Origin of the sequence: Parasphingomonas frigoris, from assembly GCF_036663815.1 — a bacterium.
In the GTDB taxonomy this organism is placed as follows: Bacteria; Pseudomonadota; Alphaproteobacteria; order Sphingomonadales; family Sphingomonadaceae; genus Sphingomonas.
Genome location: NZ_JAXOJQ010000001.1, coordinates 870299 through 887721 on the forward strand (window position 1 = coordinate 870299; position 17423 = coordinate 887721).

At 65.6% G+C, this 17423-nt stretch carries 16 protein-coding genes; 3 read left to right on the top strand and 13 right to left on the bottom strand.

The annotated features are described in order from the left end of the window. Positions 1–40: 40 nt before the first annotated feature. The 13 genes from U1872_RS04105 to U1872_RS04165 all read right to left on the bottom strand — a co-directional run bounded on the left by U1872_RS04105 (position 41) and on the right by U1872_RS04165 (position 15530). The gene (locus U1872_RS04105) at positions 41–1615 is read right to left on the bottom strand and encodes a family 43 glycosylhydrolase (RefSeq protein ID WP_332791579.1); all 1575 of its coding nucleotides are present in this window, start codon (positions 1613–1615) and stop codon (positions 41–43) included. Beyond that, positions 1612–1989 (bottom strand): C-glycoside deglycosidase beta subunit domain-containing protein, encoded by a 378-nt coding sequence (locus tag U1872_RS04110; protein WP_332791580.1) that lies wholly within the window; start codon positions 1987–1989, stop codon positions 1612–1614. The genes U1872_RS04105 and U1872_RS04110 overlap by 4 nt, the downstream gene beginning before the upstream one ends. A 1-nt stretch (position 1990) precedes the next feature. Beyond that, positions 1991–2986, bottom strand: a complete 996-nt coding sequence (locus tag U1872_RS04115) for a sugar phosphate isomerase/epimerase family protein (RefSeq protein ID WP_332791581.1) — start codon at positions 2984–2986, stop codon at positions 1991–1993. Continuing rightward, positions 2986–4653 carry a GMC family oxidoreductase gene (locus tag U1872_RS04120; protein WP_332791582.1) on the bottom strand — a complete coding sequence of 556 codons (1668 nt, stop codon included), beginning with the start codon at positions 4651–4653 and terminating at the stop codon, positions 2986–2988. Before U1872_RS04120 ends, U1872_RS04115 begins: the two co-directional genes overlap by 1 nt. A gap of 4 nt (positions 4654–4657) precedes the next feature. Continuing rightward, a complete protein-coding gene (locus tag U1872_RS04125; RefSeq protein ID WP_332791583.1) occupies positions 4658–5845 on the bottom strand; it encodes an MFS transporter in 1188 nt (395 codons plus the stop codon). Then, positions 5842–6912 (bottom strand): sugar phosphate isomerase/epimerase family protein, encoded by a 1071-nt coding sequence (locus tag U1872_RS04130; RefSeq protein WP_332791584.1) that lies wholly within the window; start codon positions 6910–6912, stop codon positions 5842–5844. Before U1872_RS04130 ends, U1872_RS04125 begins: the two co-directional genes overlap by 4 nt. 5 nt (positions 6913–6917) lie before the next feature. After that, positions 6918–8033, bottom strand: a complete 1116-nt coding sequence (locus U1872_RS04135; protein ID WP_332791585.1) for a Gfo/Idh/MocA family protein — start codon at positions 8031–8033, stop codon at positions 6918–6920. 47 nt (positions 8034–8080) lie between these two features. Then, the gene (locus tag U1872_RS04140) at positions 8081–10432 is read right to left on the bottom strand and encodes a TonB-dependent receptor (RefSeq protein ID WP_332791586.1); all 2352 of its coding nucleotides are present in this window, start codon (positions 10430–10432) and stop codon (positions 8081–8083) included. Positions 10433–10571: 139 nt separating this feature from the next. Then, entirely contained in the window at positions 10572–11540 is a 969-nt protein-coding gene (locus U1872_RS04145) for a fumarylacetoacetate hydrolase family protein (protein WP_332791587.1), read from the bottom strand. Then, positions 11537–12322, bottom strand: a complete 786-nt coding sequence (locus tag U1872_RS04150) for a cyclase family protein (RefSeq protein WP_332791588.1) — start codon at positions 12320–12322, stop codon at positions 11537–11539. The genes U1872_RS04145 and U1872_RS04150 overlap by 4 nt, the downstream gene beginning before the upstream one ends. Next, complete coding sequence (locus U1872_RS04155) at positions 12319–13476, bottom strand: alpha/beta hydrolase family protein (RefSeq protein WP_332791589.1); 1158 nt, start codon at positions 13474–13476, stop codon at positions 12319–12321. Before U1872_RS04155 ends, U1872_RS04150 begins: the two co-directional genes overlap by 4 nt. 3 nt (positions 13477–13479) lie before the next feature. After that, on the bottom strand, positions 13480–14382 hold the full coding sequence (locus U1872_RS04160) for a VOC family protein (RefSeq protein ID WP_332791590.1): 903 nt from the start codon (positions 14380–14382) through the stop codon (positions 13480–13482). Between the two features lie 29 nt (positions 14383–14411). Continuing rightward, complete coding sequence (locus tag U1872_RS04165) at positions 14412–15530, bottom strand: FAD-dependent oxidoreductase (RefSeq protein ID WP_332791591.1); 1119 nt, start codon at positions 15528–15530, stop codon at positions 14412–14414. A gap of 186 nt (positions 15531–15716) precedes the next feature. Between U1872_RS04165 and U1872_RS04170 the strand changes: the two genes are divergently transcribed. From U1872_RS04170 to U1872_RS04180, 3 genes are all read left to right on the top strand, one after another. Further along, the gene (locus U1872_RS04170) at positions 15717–16613 is read left to right on the top strand and encodes a LysR family transcriptional regulator (RefSeq protein WP_332791592.1); all 897 of its coding nucleotides are present in this window, start codon (positions 15717–15719) and stop codon (positions 16611–16613) included. Positions 16614–16807: 194 nt separating this feature from the next. After that, complete coding sequence (locus tag U1872_RS04175; RefSeq protein ID WP_332791593.1) at positions 16808–16996, top strand: hypothetical protein; 189 nt, start codon at positions 16808–16810, stop codon at positions 16994–16996. 23 nt (positions 16997–17019) lie between these two features. After that, positions 17020–17280 (top strand): hypothetical protein, encoded by a 261-nt coding sequence (locus U1872_RS04180; protein ID WP_332791594.1) that lies wholly within the window; start codon positions 17020–17022, stop codon positions 17278–17280. Positions 17281–17423 lie beyond the last annotated feature (143 nt).

Genomic DNA, 17423 nt, shown 5'->3' on the forward strand with positions numbered 1-17423 from the left:
AGCAGCAACCGAGCATGGGACGATCTCAGCACGTCGCGCCTCATGCGAGGGCACGATAGCGAAAGGATCGGAAACGGACCTCCCCCGCGCCCGCCGAATAAAGCGCCGGCCGCAGCTGCGCGAGATCATCGACGGTATTGGCCTGATAGCCCGAGACTTCGCTGCGAACGCCGTGGCGCGTCCAGGTCGCGCCATCAAGACTGTAAGAGAAGGTGACGATGTGCCGATCGTTGACGATGCGAAGATGCAGCCGACGCGTGGCCGGCGCGGGCTCCTGCCAATAGCTCGCCTTGCCGCCACGCCAGCTCGTCATCCGCATGCCGTCGATTCCCATGCCGAGAAACAGGCGATCGTCGAAGAAGAGCAGCAGCCCACCCTGCGCCGCCCCGACGATCTCGCAGTCGACGGCGATCTCATACGCGTGATCGCCGACGATCTGCGTGAGTGGCGCGCAATCGCGCGGGTCGCTCCCTTTCCCCGTGATGACGAGCGCTCCCGCATCCAGCCGCGCGCGCGCGACATTTTCGGGTGCGCCATAGAAGGTCCAGCGCGTGCCGAGCGCCAACGTGCGGAAGTCGTCCGAGCCGGGGAGGCCATGCGGCACGGCGAGTGCGCGCGGGCGCGGCAAGGGGCGCGCGAGATCGCCGCCCGTTGCGCGGAACCAGCCGTCGTCGGTCCATTCGATCGGGTCGAGCAGCGTCTGCCGGCCAAGCCCGGGAAAGCCGTTCTCATAGCCGTGATAGACCAGATACCATTGCCCGCCGGGTCCCTCGACTGCAGTAGCATGTCCGCGCGACCACCAGCGCTCGCGCGCGTCGGCGGTGCGGACGATCGGATTGTGCGGGCAGTTCTCCCACGGCCCATTCACTGACCGCGAGCGCGCGACGATCACCATATGTCCGGTCGGCGGGCCGCCGGTCCCGCCGACCGCGCTCACCAGATAGAAATAGTCGCCGCGCCGAACCAGTTTAGGCCCCTCGAGCGCATAGCTCTCGACGATCCAGTCGTCGGGATAGCGCCACCCGCCATAGACTTTCTCGATCGGCCCCGCGGTGGCGAGACCATCAGCGCGGAGCTTGACCCGATTGATCCCCGACAGGAAGAGATATCGCACGCCATCCTCGCCGACGACATGGCCGGGATCGATCAACCCGCCAATGCCGAGGTCGATCGGCTCGCTCCACGGCCCCAGCATCGACTCCGCATGGATCACATAGATGTTGGCGAAGCTCTTGAGGTCTCGTGACCACGGCGCCTTCATGAACGGGATGTAGATGTAATAGCGCCCGGCATGCTTAACGAGATCGACCGCGAAGACCGTACCGAGCGGTTTCATCAGCGCGGGACCGACCGGGCGCCAGTTCACCAGATCGCGCGAGTGCCAGATGAGCAGCCCGGGGGCGGCATCGAACGAAGAGTGCGTCATCCAATAATCGTCGCCATCCTTGAGGATGGTCGGATCGGGATGGTCCCCCGCGAGGATCGGGTTGAGGAAGGTGCCGTCCCCGCGATCGGCCTTGCGCTGGCCCTCGAGACCCTTGGGCCAAGACAGGCCCGCCCGAGCGACGACCGGCAGCACTGCGCTCCCGGCCAACAACGCCCGGCGCGTCGTCATGCCGCGAGGCTCAGCGTCTTCGCATCGGTGTTGATCGCCGGGAACGGCAGATATGACACGCGCAGCCGTTGGGATAGAGTCACGGCATGCTCGCCCGCACCGAGTGCGTCGGGCCAGACGACCGAAATCGTCGCCACCGCACCAAAGTTCCAGCGGCGCTCGAACGCCTGCTCCATTTGGTCGAGCGTCAGCGGGCCGCCGCCTTCGTCGAAGCGCACCGCCTCGCGCGGGACGGGCGTGTCGTCGATCGTGATCGCCAGATCCTCGACCATCGAAAGCCCGAGACCGCGATAATAGCCGAGCCTTGCATCGAAGGCGAAACCATCCGGGGTCGCGCGAAGACTGTCGTCAACGATCAGATATTTGTCGAACATGTCAGCGCTCCCCGCCGTTGGCGATCAATCTCGTGAACATGGCGTGCTGGCGGCGGACCTGCTCGCGGCTGTCGACCGGCATGACGTCCTGGATCCAGCGATTGCCCTCATATTCGCTCGACAGATAACCAGACCAGCCGGCCTTCTGAAGCACCGGAATGACCTCGTCATAGGCGATCGACGGATCGGTCGCGTCGGCATTCATCTCGTAGAACTTGGCCTGGATGTGCCGGAAATAGGGCGCATATTCCGCCAGCCGCTTGGGGTTGGCGTAGGGCGCGTGGCGCAGCGTCTCGGCCATCGCGATCTCGGCCTTGTTGCCGCCCATCTTCACCGCGACTTCGTAGATCGTGTATTCCGCCATGATCTTCTGGTCGTGCTGATCAACGATGAACTGCGTGACCTCAGGCCGCGCGCCCTGACGTTCGAACCGGCCACGGAACACCGGGGGGTAGTGCTTCATGAAGATGCCCATGTCGGGCAGGATGCCGAGATGCTTGGTGCCAAGCTTGTCGGCGACATCGATCGTGCGCAGGATCCAGGCATGTTCGAGGTGCCACGGCGCATGGACCTCGACCCCCATATGCACGTCGAGGTCCTCGGCGTAGGGCACGCAGCGTTCGAGGATGTCGGGGCGCACGAACACCAGGATGCGCATGTTGCGGATGCCGAGCCGGTGGCACAGCGTCAGGTCGCGACGGATCGACTCGACCTGCTCGTCGTCGGTCATCATGCGGTCCTTGCGCCGCTTGGTGTCGAGGAACATGTCGTAGCAGCTGAGCTCGCAGCTGTGCTTGGCGGCAGTCTCCTGCCACCAGGCGACTTCGGCGTCGGTGACATTGGGGAAGCTCGGCATGTTCTGCTCGGGCAGCACCTCGATGCCCGTCGCGCCGATCGAGGCAGCGAAGGCGATCGCGTCCTCGACCGTCATCTGCTTGAGAAACAACTCCTCCTGGAAGCTGTAGAGGCTGACGCCCCGTTTGATCGTGCCTGGCATTATGCGTTCGCCTTTCGGTGGTTCTGATGTGGTGCCGCGTCGCGATCGGCGAGGATCAGCTCGGCGGCGCGCCAGCCCAGCATCATCGCCGGGCCGTTGGTGTTGCCCGATGGCGGCGTCGGCATCGCCGAGCAATCGACGACGCGAAGCCCCGCGACGCCCCGCACGCGCAGCCGCGTGTCGAGCACGGCGTCGTCGCCCGTACCCATCCGGCACGTGCCGGTCGCGTGGACGCCGGGGCTGACCAGCCGCTTCAGCGCCTCGCCGATCTCCTCGTCGCTCTGGCAGTCTTCGCCGGGCACGACCTCATGCTCGATGAAATGGCTGAGCGCAGGCTGCGCGGCAAAACGCCGCATCAAGCGCAACATCTCGACGAGCAACACGCGATCGCCCGGATCACCCCACCAGTTCGCGTCGATATGCACCGGATCGGCGATGTCGCCCGAGGTGATCGCTACGCTGCCGCGCGTCTTGGGCCGAAGATAATAGCCGTTGAGCGTGAGTCCCGGCTTGTCCTCGAGCGCACCGCGGCCGGGGTCGGCCTTGATCTCGGCGCTCGAGCGCATCGAGAACGGGCCGACGCCGAACTGCACGTCGGGCCAGTCGGCCGGCGCTTGCATCGATACCAAAGCGGTCAGTTCGGGCGAGGTGTAGGCCATCAGCCCGGTCCGCGTGGTGTAATATTGCGCGACATGGCGCATCAGCCGCCAGCCGTGGAACTCGTGGTTGAAGCCGCGATCGTTCTTCATCCGGAACGAGATCGAGAACATCACGTGATCGACCATGTTGCGCCCGACCGCAGGCGACTCGGCGACCAGCGGAACGCCCGCCGCGGCCAGGACGTCGGCTGGGCCGACGCCCGACACCTGGAGCAGCTTTGGGCTCTGCAGGACGCCGGCGGAGACGATCGTCTCGTTTGCGGTTGCTTCGTGCACGACATCGTCGATGCGATAGCGCACCCCCGTCGCGCGGCGCCCGTCGAACAGGATGCGCTCGACCAGCGCGTCGGTCAGCACCGTCAGGTTCGCACGCCGCATCGCTGGCTTGAGGAACGCGCGATAGGCCGAGGCGCGGCGTCCGCGGCGATCGACCGTCGCCTGGGTATAGCCGATGCCCTGCGTGCCCGGCGTGTTGATATCGGGCAGCACCGGGATGCCCATCTCGACCGCCGCCTTGAGCGAAGCGTCGAGCACAGGCGTGCGATACGGCAGTTCGGTGATCTGGAGCGGCCCCCCGCGCCCGCGTGATCGATCCGCATGGCGGTAGCGATAGCTTTCCATCTCGCCATAGCAGCGCTCGACTTCGCTCCACGACCACTCGGCAAGTCCGAGGTCGCGCCACGAATCGTAATCCGCGGGCATCCCGCGCAGATACCAAGTGCCGTTGGTAGAACTCGATCCGCCGAGCCCGCGCCCGTAGGACCAGACTTCGTTGGCGGGGCGATCGTCCTGCGCCTTGACCGGGAAGTGCCAGAAATAGCCAGGCTTGCCCCACATCTTCATGAAGGCGCGCGGCATGTTGACGAGTTCGGTGTCATTGCGACCGCCCGCCTCAATCAGCAGGACGCGGCTGCGGCCGTCGGCGCTAAGCCGGTCGGCGAGCACGCAGCCCGACGAGCCGGCGCCGACGATGATATAGTCGAAATGGGTCGTGTCGGATGTCGTCATGTACTCAAACCTGTGCTGGACGCGGCGCGCGAGCGCCCATCGCCGGGAGAAGCGTCACGGCGAACATCGCCAGGGTGATGATGCCCACCACGACCATCGCCGGCTGGAGCCCGCCGCTCACCTGCGACAGCGCGGTGATGAGCGGCGGGCAGAGGAAGGTGCCGGCAAAGAAGGCGGTGACCCAGATGCCAAGGCCGCGTCCACGCTGTTCGGGCGGCAGGATCGCCTGGCCCCAGGCGAGCAGCGAAGGGATGATGATGCCCGCGCCGAATTGCTGGATCGTGGCACCGAGCGCGACCATGCCATAGCCCTGCGCCAGCCCGATCACGACCTGGCCCGCACCGATGAATGCGGCGGCGATGCCGAGATGTCGTGCGATCGGCAGGCGGTGCAGGCGGCGATAAGCGATCGCGCCGAAGATGAAGGCGATGCTCGTCGCCGACTGGATGATCCCGACCCGCGTCGCGGACCCCGCGCCGCGATCGGTCAGGACCTGTGCGACGTGCAGCGGTTCGGCATAATAGAGCACCGACGTGACGAGTGTCACCGCGCCGATCAGCAGCGCCTGCCGCACGGGATACCCCAGACGCGGCGCCGCCGCGTCGTCTCCGTGCCGCAGGACGGCAGGTTCGTCGATGAACAGCATCGCCATGATCAGGCCCGGGATCGCCGCCGCGTAGATGAAGAACGGACCACGCCAGCCGATGTCGGCCAGCGCACCGCCCGCCGCGATCAGCACAGTTCCCGCGATCGAAATCGAGACGCCGACCCAGGCCACCCAGCGGTGACGCTGCTCGCCGAAATAATCGCCGATCAGCGCGCTTGAGACGGTGACGACGAACGCCTCGGCGATGCCGAGCACCGCGCGACTGGCGACGATCAGCGTAAGGTCGGTGACGATAACCGGCACCATGCCGGCCAGCACGTAGAGCAGCATGCCGCCCTGGAAAGTACGACGGCGCCCGATACGGTCGGCCAGAGCCCCGGCAAAGGGCGAGGTCAGCGCGACCATCAGCGCCGGGATCGTGACGATCATCGGAACGAGCCACGCGGCATTGGGCACGCCGCCGAACTGCGCAAACAGCTTTGGGATCGCGGGAAATAGCGAGACGATCGCCATCACCGGCAGGATCTGCGCGTAGACGAGCGTGATGCCTTTGGCGGTGGTGCCATAGCCGCGGGTCGCGCTCATGCCGAAATCTTCATATCGATTCCCATCAGCCGTGCATTGAGCGCACGATCGCTGCTCGCCGCGGCGAAATCGTCGAATGCGTGATCGGTCACGCGGATGATGTGCCGATCGATGAACGGCGCTCCCTCGGCGGCGCCCTGTTCGGGATGCTTCAGCGCGCATTCCCATTCGAGCACGGCCCACCCGGCGAAGTCATATTGCGCCATCTTCGAGAAGATCTGCGCGAAATCGACCTGCCCGTCGCCAAGCGAGCGAAAGCGCCCCGGGCGATCGACCCACGACTGATACCCGCCATACACCCCCGAGCGCCCGTTCGGCCGGTATTCAGCGTCCTTGACGTGGAAGCAGCGGATTCGCGCGTGATAGATGTCGAGAAAGGCGAGATAGTCGAGCTGTTGCAGGACCAAATGGCTCGGATCGTACAGCATCGTCGCGCGAGCGTGGCCATCCACCGCATCGATGAAGCGCTCGAACGTCACGCCGTCGTGCAGATCCTCGCCCGGATGGATTTCATAGGCGAGATCGACGCCATTTTCTTCGAATGTGTCCAGGATCGGCCGCCAGCGTCGCGCCAGTTCGGCGAACGCATCCTCGACCAGTCCGGTCGGGCGCTGCGGCCACGGGTACAGATACGGCCAGGCGAGCGCGCCCGAAAAAGTCGCATGCGCGGCCAGTCCGAGGTGGCGGCTGGCGCGCGCGGCGAACCTGAGCTGATCGACCGCCCACGCCTGACGCGCCGCAGGATTGCCGCGAACCTCGGGGGCGGCAAAGGCGTCGAACTGCGCGTCATAGGCGGGATGGACCGCGACCAACTGGCCCTGGAGGTGCGTCGAAAGCTCGGTGACCGCCAGTCCCTTTTCGGCGAGCATCCCGGCGATATCGTCGCAATACGCCTTGCTGTCGGCGGCGCGTGCGAGATCGAACAGGCGCGCGTCCCAGGTCGGAATTTGCACGCCCTTATAACCGAGCCCCGCCGCCCAATCGGCCATCGCGGCGAGCGAATTAAACGGCGCGGCGTCGCCGGCGAACTGCGCCAGGAAGATGCCCGGGCCCTTGATCGTGCGCATGTGTGTCAGACCTCGAATTCGATCCAACCGGCGTTTGCACGGCTGGAGGTGACGGCCAGATGGATCAGCGCCATGCCGCGCATGCCGTCGGCTATGCCCGGCAGCAAGCTACCGCGCTCGCCCCGCAACTCGCGCGCGAAATCGCGATACAGGTTGGCGAAGGCCTCGAGATATCCCTCGGGATGACCACCCGGCGTGCGCGTCGCGGAGCGTGCGTCTGGCCCGAGCGTCGCGTCGCCCGCCTGGACGAGCTCGGTCCGGCCATCAGCGTGATGCAGCGTCAGGGTGTTGGGCCGCTCCTGCGCCCAATCGAGCGCGCCGCGATCGCCATAGACGCGCAGCCGAAGCCCGTTGCGTTCGCCCAGCATGACCTGCGAGGCGAGCAGAAGCCCGCGCGCGCCATTGTCGAACCCGAGCAGGATTTGACAATCGTCGTCGAGCAAACGCCCCGGCACCACGCTCGCCAGATCCGCCAGCAGCCGCACGACGCGCAAGCCGGTGACGAATTCCGCGAGGTGGAAGGCATGAACCCCGATATCGGCGATCGCCCCGCCCTCGCCCGCACGCGCCGGATCGACACGCCACTCGGCCTGCTTGCCAGTCGCTTCACCCGCGAGCCATCCTTGCGGATATTCGACGACCACCTTGCGGATCGTGCCGAGCGCGCCAGCCGCCACGCGCGCGCGTGCCTCGCGGACCAGCGGGTACCCCGAATAGGTATAGGTCAGCCCGAACGGCCGATTGCACGCCGCGACAACGCCCGCGAGCTCGCGCGCTTCCGCGAAGGTCGCCGTCGCGGGCTTGTCGCAGATCACCGCGATACCGGCTTCGAGCGCGGCGCGCGCGGCCGGAAGATGGTGATGATTGGGCGAACAGATGGTGACGAAGTCGATCCCGTCGGCGCGTGCGCGCTCCCCGGCCAGCATCGTCGCGACGTCGGGGTAAGCGCGAGACGAGTCGATGCGATACGCCTCCCCCGCCGCGCGCGAACGCGCCGCATCACGGCTGAACGCCCCCGCGACAAGCTCGATCTCGCGGTCGAGCTCGGCGGCGATGCGGTGGACGGGGCCGATGAACGCCCCCGGCCCGCCGCCGACCATGCCCATTCTCAAGCGGCGCATGATGCGACCTCACATCGCGGGTCCGAAGGCGTGGACGACCCGAGCATTCAGAAGTTGAAGCCGAAGCGCGCGCCGATCGTGCGGACCGAATTATAGCCGAACTGCTGGATGTAGGAGGCAATTCCGACGGTGGCATCGCCGGCCTCGAGATCCTTGTAGTTCGGGTAAACGACGTTCGTGCAGTTCTTGCAGAAGATCGCCGCGTTCCAGTGATCCCCGCGAACGCCGATGCTGCCGCCGAGCAGATCGATCGCCGCAGTGCCCGCGCCGGGGGCGCCGCTCACGGTGAAGTTGATCGACGAGCGGTGATAGTAATTGCCCTCGATGAACGCCGAAAGCCCGTTAGCGATCGGCCGCTGCAACGTCGCGCCGGCGGTCGCCGAAAATTTCGGCGAACTGGGGGTCGTCAGCCCGCCAGCGTTGAACGTCCCGTCCGCGCCGCAATTCGCCTGACCGGGATAGCATTGCGCCCCGGCGAAGGAGTCGAACTGCGAATCGAGGAAGGTCGCCGACCCGTTGAGCGTGAGCGCCGGGACAGGACGCGCGACAGCGGTCACTTCGACGCCTTGATTAGTCACGCTCGCCGCATTCTTCGTCAAGAAGGTGCGCAGCACCGTATCGAACGCCTGCGCCTGATAGTTACGCAACTTGTTGCGGAACGCGCTGATGTTAAGCGTGAGCTTGCGGTCGAACAGCGTCGACTTCACACCCGCCTCGAAGCTGCCCGATGTTTCGGGCCGGATCGTCAGGTCCGACGTCACAGTTGGCGGCGTGTCGTTGAACCCGGGGCCCTTGTAGCCTCGCGCATAGGTCGCATACAGCATGATCTGCTGGGTAGGATTGTACTGCACCCCGCCGCGCCAGCTGAAATTGGTGTTGCTATACTCCTGCGCGAAGCGGCCGGATGCACCGAACGCGAAGAAATAGGACCGCTGGTTCTGCAGCAGGTCGATCGTCACCTTGTCGTGCGTCACGCGGCCGCCGGCGATCAGCCGCAAGCCGTTGGTCACTTCGTAGGTCAGCTGCCCGAAGCCGGCGTAGCTCGTCGTCCCGAGCGAATATTGCTTGTCGGTGCCCAGGAAATAGGCGTTGTTCACCGAGCAATTCGGCGGCCCGCCCGGCCGCACCGTAGCGCCGACGCAGAACGGGAATTGCGGCAACAAGAAGCCAGGCAGGAAGTTCGAGCCCCCGCGGGCGGCGGTGCCATCGACGGTCGAGCGGAAGAAGAACAGACCCGCCTGGCCGCTGAGCCGCGACCCGCTCGGCAACGCCACGCGAAGCTCGTTCGAATATTGATTGTACTTCGAGGTGCTGGTGTTCTGGTTGAGACCATCGGCACCGGTCGAATCACCGTCGGCCTGGAGCGCAAAATTGTAGAAGCGCCACGCTGCGATGTTCGAGATCTCGACCCCGCCGTCGGTGGTAAAGCTGACCTTGCCCTGCGCGCCGCCGTTCCGCAGATCGCGATATCCCGCGGCATCCGAGCCGACGTCGAAATTGTTGCGGCCCGGCTTGATGCCGTCCGCCGCGAGCGCGGGCGCATCGGTACTGCCTGGCGCCAGCGTGGCATAGCTCGCGTCGGAGAAACCCGAAACGCCATGCTGCTCGTTATAATCGCCGATGAGATAGATCGAGAGGTTGTTGGTCGGCTTGAGCAGATATTTGGCGCGCACGCCATATTGCCGCACATCGTCCTCGTAGCGGCCGGTGGCGACGTCGACGTGGCGCGTCAGCGAATCCTGATAATTGTACAACCCGCTCACGCGGAGCGCGGAATTCTCCGACACCGGCAGGTTAAGTGTCGTGCGGACGATCGCCCCCTGCCCCGAGCGCGGCCGGGAATCGAGCTCGACGTCGAAATCGGCGCCGACATGGTTGAGTTCGGGCGCGCGCGTCGTGATGTTGATGAGACCCGCGGACGCATTCTTGCCGAACAGCAGACCTTGCGGTCCGTTGAGCACTTCGACCTGCGCCACGTCGAGGAAGCTATTACCCCCGGCAAGCGGGCGGCCGATGTTCACCTCATCGATCGCAGTCGCAACGCTCGGATCGATCGTCGTCGAGAAGGCGAGCGTCCCGATGCCGCGGATCGCGAAGCTGTTTTCCTTGCCGAGCTGCAAGCTCGGAGTCGCGATGGTGATCTGCGTCGCGTCGTTGAGCGCCTGGCTGCGCAGCGTATCACCGCCGAGCACCGTCACGCTGACCGGAACGTTCTGCAACCGCTCGGGGCGACGCTGCGCGGTGACGACGATATCCTGAACCGCGCCTTCCGCCTGCGCCGTCGCTTCGGGTGCGTTGGCAACGGGCGGTGCGGCCGGGGAGGTAGTCGCCTGCGCCCAGCCGGGGGACGCCGATACCGCGCACAACACGCTCGCGGATGCCAGGAAAAATGCTTTCATTCCAACCCCTCCATGGGAATCGCCGATGCTCTGGGCCGCAGCGTTATTGACGAATTTATGAGAGCGTGAGCAATAACGGAAATTGAACCTTTTGATCCTCGATCATCAATCTGATGAATGGATCCCCGCTCGCCGCACGCTATCGTTGATGGGCCCGCGTGACGCGCTGGTCGATTATGCCGAACAGGTCGCTATCCGCCTGCCGCGCGGTCATCCGCACCGTGTCGCCGAACCGCAGGAACGGCGTGATGTCGCGCGCGGCGATCCGGTCGATCGCGCGCCGCTCGGACAGACAGGTCGAACCGACTGTCTCATGGTCTTCATTGGACACCGTGCCGGATCCGATGATCGTCCCCGCCGGCAGATCACGCGTGCGCGCGGCATGCGCGATCAGGTCGTGGAAGCCGTAGGCCATCGCATCGCCGACCGGGCTGCCGAACCACGCGCCGTTCACCGCGACCGTGAGCGGCAGGCAAACCCGGCCATCGCGCCACGCGTCGCCGAGTGCGTCGGGCGTGACGGCGAACGGCGCCATGCTGCACGCGGGCTTGGCGTTGATCCAGCCGAACCCCGTCTTCATCTCGACCGGCGCGATCGCGCGGAGCGACCAGTCGTTGATCAGCACGATGAGCCGGACGTGGGCGAGCGCATCGTCGGGCGAACACCCCATCGGCACGTCGCCCGTGATGACGCCGAACTCGCCTTCGAAGTCGATACCGTCCGCCTCGGACGCGAACGGCACGTCGGCGGTCGCCGCCAGGAAGCGATGCGACATGCCCTGATACATCAAGGGACGATCGCTTTCGATCGGCGGCAAGCCGAACGCCTGCTGCATCAGCGCGCCATGCGTCGGGAAGGCCGATCCGTCGAGCCACTGCCACGCCCGCGGGAGCGGCGCGGCGAGCGAACCCGCGGCGAACGTATCGCCCTGACCGGCCTCGAGACGATGGGACAAGGCCCGCAGCGCCGGCTCGACCGCGTCCCACGCATCGAGCGCGGCTTGCAGGGTCGGTGCGATCTCGCTCGCGCGCAGCAGACGCCGTCCATCACGCGAAATAACGACGAGCCTGCCGTCGCGGCTGCCGTCCTCATAGCTCGCAAGCTTCATGCGTCGTCCTCGAACAGCGCGACCGCGCGGGTCCAGCCTGCCGACCCGCGCTTGATCTTCGCGGGGAAACACGAGACGGTGAAGCCGAAGTCGGGCAGCTGGTCGAGGTTGGTCAGCTTCTCCATATGGCAATAGCCGATATCGCGACCCGCCTTGTGCCCCTCCCAGATCAGCGACGTGTCCCCGGTCTCCGCGACCTTGCGCGCGGTGTGCGCGAACGGCGCGTCCCAGCTCCACGCGTCGGTTCCGGAGACGCGCACGCCGCGGCTGGTCAGCCACATCGTCGCTTCATAGCCGATCCCGCACCCGCGCCCGAGGAAATCGGGGCCGCCGAGCGCCGCGCCGGCGGCGGTGTTGACCAGAACGATGTCGAGCGGCTGGAGCGTATAGCCGATCCGGTCGAATTCGGCGGCCATTTCCGCGGCGGTCACGACATGGCCGTCGGGCGCATCGCGGAAATCGAGCTTCACGCCCGGCCGAAAGCACCAGTCGAGCGGCACCTCGTCGATCGTGATCGCAGGTTTGCCGCCGTCCATCGTCGGATGATAATGCCACGGCGCGTCGAGGTGCGTGCCGTTGTGCGTGGTGAGCGTCAGCGTTTCGGACGCTGCGAAGCCCAGGCCGCCGGGCACTTGCTCCGCCGTCACCCCGGGGAAGAAGGTCTGCAGTTCGGCGACGGTCTGGCCATGCGTCTGGTACGCGATCGTGGGGCGCATGAACGGCGGATCGGTCACCACATCGGGATCGAGCGTGATCGAGAGATCGAGGAACCGACGGGTCATGCGGCATGCCCTCCGAGGGTTTCGGCGAACCAGTCGGAAAGGAGGTCGCGCCCATAGGCCATGTTGTCCGCGCCGACATGTTCGACGCCGCCCTCGCGCGCAGTGAAGATCACCTTTTCGCGGCGCGGCGAATTGACCAGTTGGTCGTAGAGATCGTCGGCATATTTCGGGCTGATCTGCCGGTCGTTGGCACCGTGCGTCACGAGAAAGGGCACGCGGATGCGGTCGATATGGCCGTTGAGGTTCATCTCCGCCGAGCGCGCCAGGAAATCGTCCTGATCCTTCGCGCCGAACGCCCAGTGCACGTGCGCCCAATAATGCGGGATTGGATTTTCGCCCTCGCGCGCCATGCGCTTGTCCTGCACCTCGCGCCAATTGTGGTTCGCGCCCCACACCGCGCCGCTCGCGAAGCGCGGCTCATAGGCGACCGCGCGCGGCGCGAAATGGCCGCCGAGCGAAATGCCGGTCATGCCGATCCGCGCTGGATCGACCGCGTCCTGCTGTTCGAGCCAGTCGACCGCGGCGCTCGCCCAGCTCTCGCTGTGCGGATCGACCGGGAGATGCTGCAGCCGCAGCGCCTCGCCCGATCCGGGCTGGTCGACGGACAAGGTGGAGATGCCGCGGCGCGCGAGTTCATGCGGGAGCCGCGTCCACCACAGCAGCTCCTTGCAGCTGTCGAGCCCGTTGCAGAACACCACCGCGGGCTTGCGGCCGGCACCCGGCGCGCGCGTCCACAAGGCCGGCATCGTGCCCTGCGCCAACGGCACCTCCACGCGTTCGCGATTGAGCCCGCCGAGCGCAGTCGAGCGATCGAAGGTCTCGCGCGCCCGCGCATAGGTCTTGGCCCGATCGGGCGCACCGTGCCCCTGCATCCGCTCGGCGGTGAACAGATAGAGCGCGGCCCGCTCGAGCTTGTTCGACGCGGACAAGGACCGCCCCTTGGCGAGGTCCTCCTCGGCCAGCGCGACGAGCTTCTCGCCCATCGCCGCCCATTGCTTCATGAACTGCGGCGTATTCGCGTCGGCCCCCGATGCCGCGGCATCGCGGATCGGCTGGCACATGTCGATGATCTCGCCGATCTGCCCGCCCGATTCCATCGCGATCGCGACCGAAAGGTTCCAGATGTAGTTCGGAAAATATTCGAAGAGCGCCATCGCTCAGGCGTCCGCTGGCTGGAACAGCCCGGCATCGGCCTTGGGATGCGGCATCGTCTGCGGGCCGCCGACGCCGATACCCCATTGGTCCATCGTGCCGGGCCCCGGCGCATGCACCTTGTCCACATGCGTCTCGAAATCGACCTCTTCGACCTCGGAGGTATATTCGACCGCGAAGCCGCCCGGCGTAGTGAAATAGCTGAACGTGTTGTTGCCGGCGGTGTGGCGGCCGGGCCCCCAGCGCAGGTCGGTCCCCGCCGCCTTAAGCCGACGGATGCCCGCCATCATGTCGTCCACCGTCAGCATGTCATAGGCCACATGGTTGAGGCAGGGCGGCCCCGGCAGGATCGCGAGGCGATGATGCACCGTATTGCAGCGCAGGAAGCACATGAAGTCGCCGAGCCAGTCGGACACCTTGAACCCGAGCACCTCGACGAAGAACCGCACCATCGCCTTATGATCGGGCGAATGCAGCACGATATGGCTGATCTTCTGCGGAATGCCTTCCCAGCGGACGAGCGTGCGCGGTTCACGGCGCTCGACCCCGGCCGAAATCTCGAACGGAAGGCCATCGGGCGAGAAGAAGCGGAAGCCATAGCCGCCGCCCAGGCTGCTGAGCGCGCGCGGGGCGAAGATGATGCGACAACCGGCCGCGACGACCTTGTCGTGCAGCGCATCGACATCGCCATCGCTGTCGGCGGCGAGCGCGATCACGTCGATCCGCTCGACCGCATTCTCGCGCAACCGCACGACATAGCGCTCGTCATGGCCGGCCGCGGCGAAATGGACCATTCCGTCGGCATCGGCGACTTCGACCAGCTTCCAGTCGTCGCGATAGAAAGCGCGCTCGGCAGCAAGGTCGGGGACGCCGTAGCCGACGTAGCGGATTTCGGTCACTCTGCTCATTGGGATTCTCCTGAAATTCTACGTGTGGCTCAGATCGGCTGCGAAACTTCGACGAACATCGCGCGCGTCGCGGCGGCATTGTCCATCAGCGGACCCTTGCCGATCTGGCCGAGGCAGATCGCGAGCGACGCCTCGACGATGTAGCGGCAGCGATCGAGACGGCGGTCCTCGAACGCCTCAAACGCCGCGACCGGATCATCGGCCGCGACCAGCTCCTCCGACAGCACGATCGCATCCTCGATCGCCATGCCGGCGCCCTGTCCGAGATGCGGCGTGGTCGCGTGGACGGCATCGCCGATCAGGACGATACGGCCCTTGTGCCACGGCCCGTCGATGAACAGCCACTCGAGCGGCTTGTACACCACCGCCGCATCGTCGGTGATATGCTCGACCAGCGCGCGCAGGTCGGGCGCCGGGATCTTGGCGAGACGCTCGCGCATCGCCGCGGCGAGCCCTTCGGTGTCGAGCCACGGATTGTCGGGTTCGGGCGTGGTGACGTACATGTACATCAGCGCGTCCGACAGCGGCACGAGACCCACGCCGGTCGGCCCCTCATATGCCCATAGTCCGGCGACGTCAGGGTGCCGCGGCAGATTGTAGCGCCATACCGCCTGACCGGTGAAGACCGGCACCGGAGCGTCTGGAAAGATCGACTGGCGGGTCTGCGAATAGAGCCCGTCGGCGCCGACGACGAGATCGTAGCGCCCGGTCGTCCCGTCGCTGAATGTGGCATCGACGCCTGCGCCATCATCGACAAGGCTGGTCGCGGTCACCCCGAGCCGGACGGTCGCCCCGGCGCCGATCGTGCGGTCGCCGAGCACCTTGTGCAACGCGGGACGCCCGATCCCGACATTGGGGGGATAGCCCGGGACCAACCCCGGCGTCGGAATACGCGCGACCTCGACCCCGGTCGGGATCCGTACCGATACGTGATCGAAGCCAAACCCCGCCGCGACATAGTCGTCGAGCAGATCGAGCTGCTTCATCGCCCGCACGACGTTCGACTGCTGGATAATGCCGACGCCATAGACCGACCAGGTCGCATCGCGCTCGATCACGTCGACCTCGAAGCCCTTGCCGCGCAGAGCTATCGCGGCGGTCAGGCCCCCGATCCCACCGCCGATCACAAGGATATGCGCGCTCTTCACGCGAGCGCCCGACACGCTGCGATCGATCCGGCAACCGCGGTCGCGCCGGCGCCCTGGTCTTGGCGAAACCCTGCCACACATTCTCTCCCGTTTACGCCGCTAGCGGGCGCGAGAAGAGAATTGACACACGCGGACCATAAATAGAAATCACTTGATTTGATATAAAATCAGTTGCGTGGTGAATGGATGAGACTGGAACGCTTCGACCTGAACCTGCTCGTCGCCCTCAACGTCTTGCTCGAGGAAAACAGCGTGACGCGCGCTGCGCAGCGGCTTAGCCTCACCCAGCCGGCGATGAGCGCGGCGTTGCGGCGGCTGCGCGAGTCGTTCAACGACGACCTGCTGGTCGCCAACGGCAAGCGCATGGTGCCGACTCCGCACGCGCAAAGCCTGGCACCGATGGTTGCCCAGCTCATCGTCGCGGCGCAGGCCCTGATCTCAAGCTCGACCCTGTTCGACCCGGTGACCTCGCACCGCGTATTCCGTATCGCCGCTTCGGACTATATCACCGCGATCGTCCTGCGGCCGCTGCTCAGCGAGCTCGCCGATGTAGCACCGCACGTCCGCATCCAGATCGTGCCGCTCGGCCCGGGGGTCGAAGCCGAAATGGACCGCGGTGCGATCGACTGCGTCATCTCGCCCGAACAGTTTCAGAGCCAAGGACAACCGCAGGAACTTCTCTTTACCGAACGCCACGTGCTGCTCGGCTGGTCACGCAACCCGATCTTCGCCGCGCCGATCACGCAGGAAGCCTATGATCAGGCCGGCCACGTTACGGTCGAATTGTCGAATGCGCGTGCGTTTGTCGAGGAACAGGTGCGGGCATTGGGCGATCATCGTCGAATCGAGGTCGTCGCCTCGTCCTTCACGATTGTGCCGTGGCTTCTCCCGGGCACCAACCGCATCGCGCTAGTGCACGAGCGACTGGCGCGCTTGTTCGTCGATAAGCTCGAACTGGCGATTGCCGACCCGCCCTTCGCAATCCCGCCGATGCGCGAACTCTTGCAAACGCACCGATCCCGTGCCGCCGACGGCGGATTGGTGTGGTTGCGGGAGCGCCTCCATTTCCATGCCGCTTCCTAGCGGCTCCGCGCTTGGAGCGTTTCTCTCGGCATCTTCGTCCTAAGATTTTGAATAGCGGCCATAATCGTTGGGCGATATGCCCCGCGTGCCGACGCTCTTCTGATCTATCGTGCTTTTGACGTCCCTCCGGTTTTTTCCTCCAGTTTGAGCGAGAGTTTTCCGGCCCTTTAGAGCCTGCGGGCGAGGAGCTGGATATGAGGACGTCGACGTATACTGATGAGCAGATTGCCTTCGCATTGAAGCAGGCGAACGCCGGCACGCCGGTGCCATCATGCCGCGATCCCATGGCGGCCGTCGTGGCGACACTTCAGGTGTACGCAATTGGCACACGTCCGGAACGGACATTCCTTGCAAAAGGCTTAACCGAGGATCAACCTGCCTGAAAATAATAATTGAGGGGTCAGCCATGAACGAATCGAACGACGCTTTCGAGTTTCCAATGCTGCGAAAAGGCATCGATTTTACGGTCGTCGTTCCACGCGAAGCGATCGAAGGCACGACCGGGCGGGCAATGCAGCTCGAAGATCGCAAGCGCTGGCTCAACGACAACATGGATCTCGTGTCGATGACCGCAGACCGGATCCGGCCATTGCGGACCCCGCGCGGCGCCCGAGTGATTGTGGAGAGCAGGCACGTCATCGCGCAGGGCGTCCCGATAGGCGCGTAGCCGCGCACCATCGGCTCCAATTTTCACCCTCCCAGCTCCTGCAGCACCCAGGTGGGTACGCCGTTTGCCAGAGCGACCTAGCCCAGGCATGCCGCAGGTGGTGCCAGCGAACGTTGGTGGTCCCTGCAAGTGTGAGTGCAGCT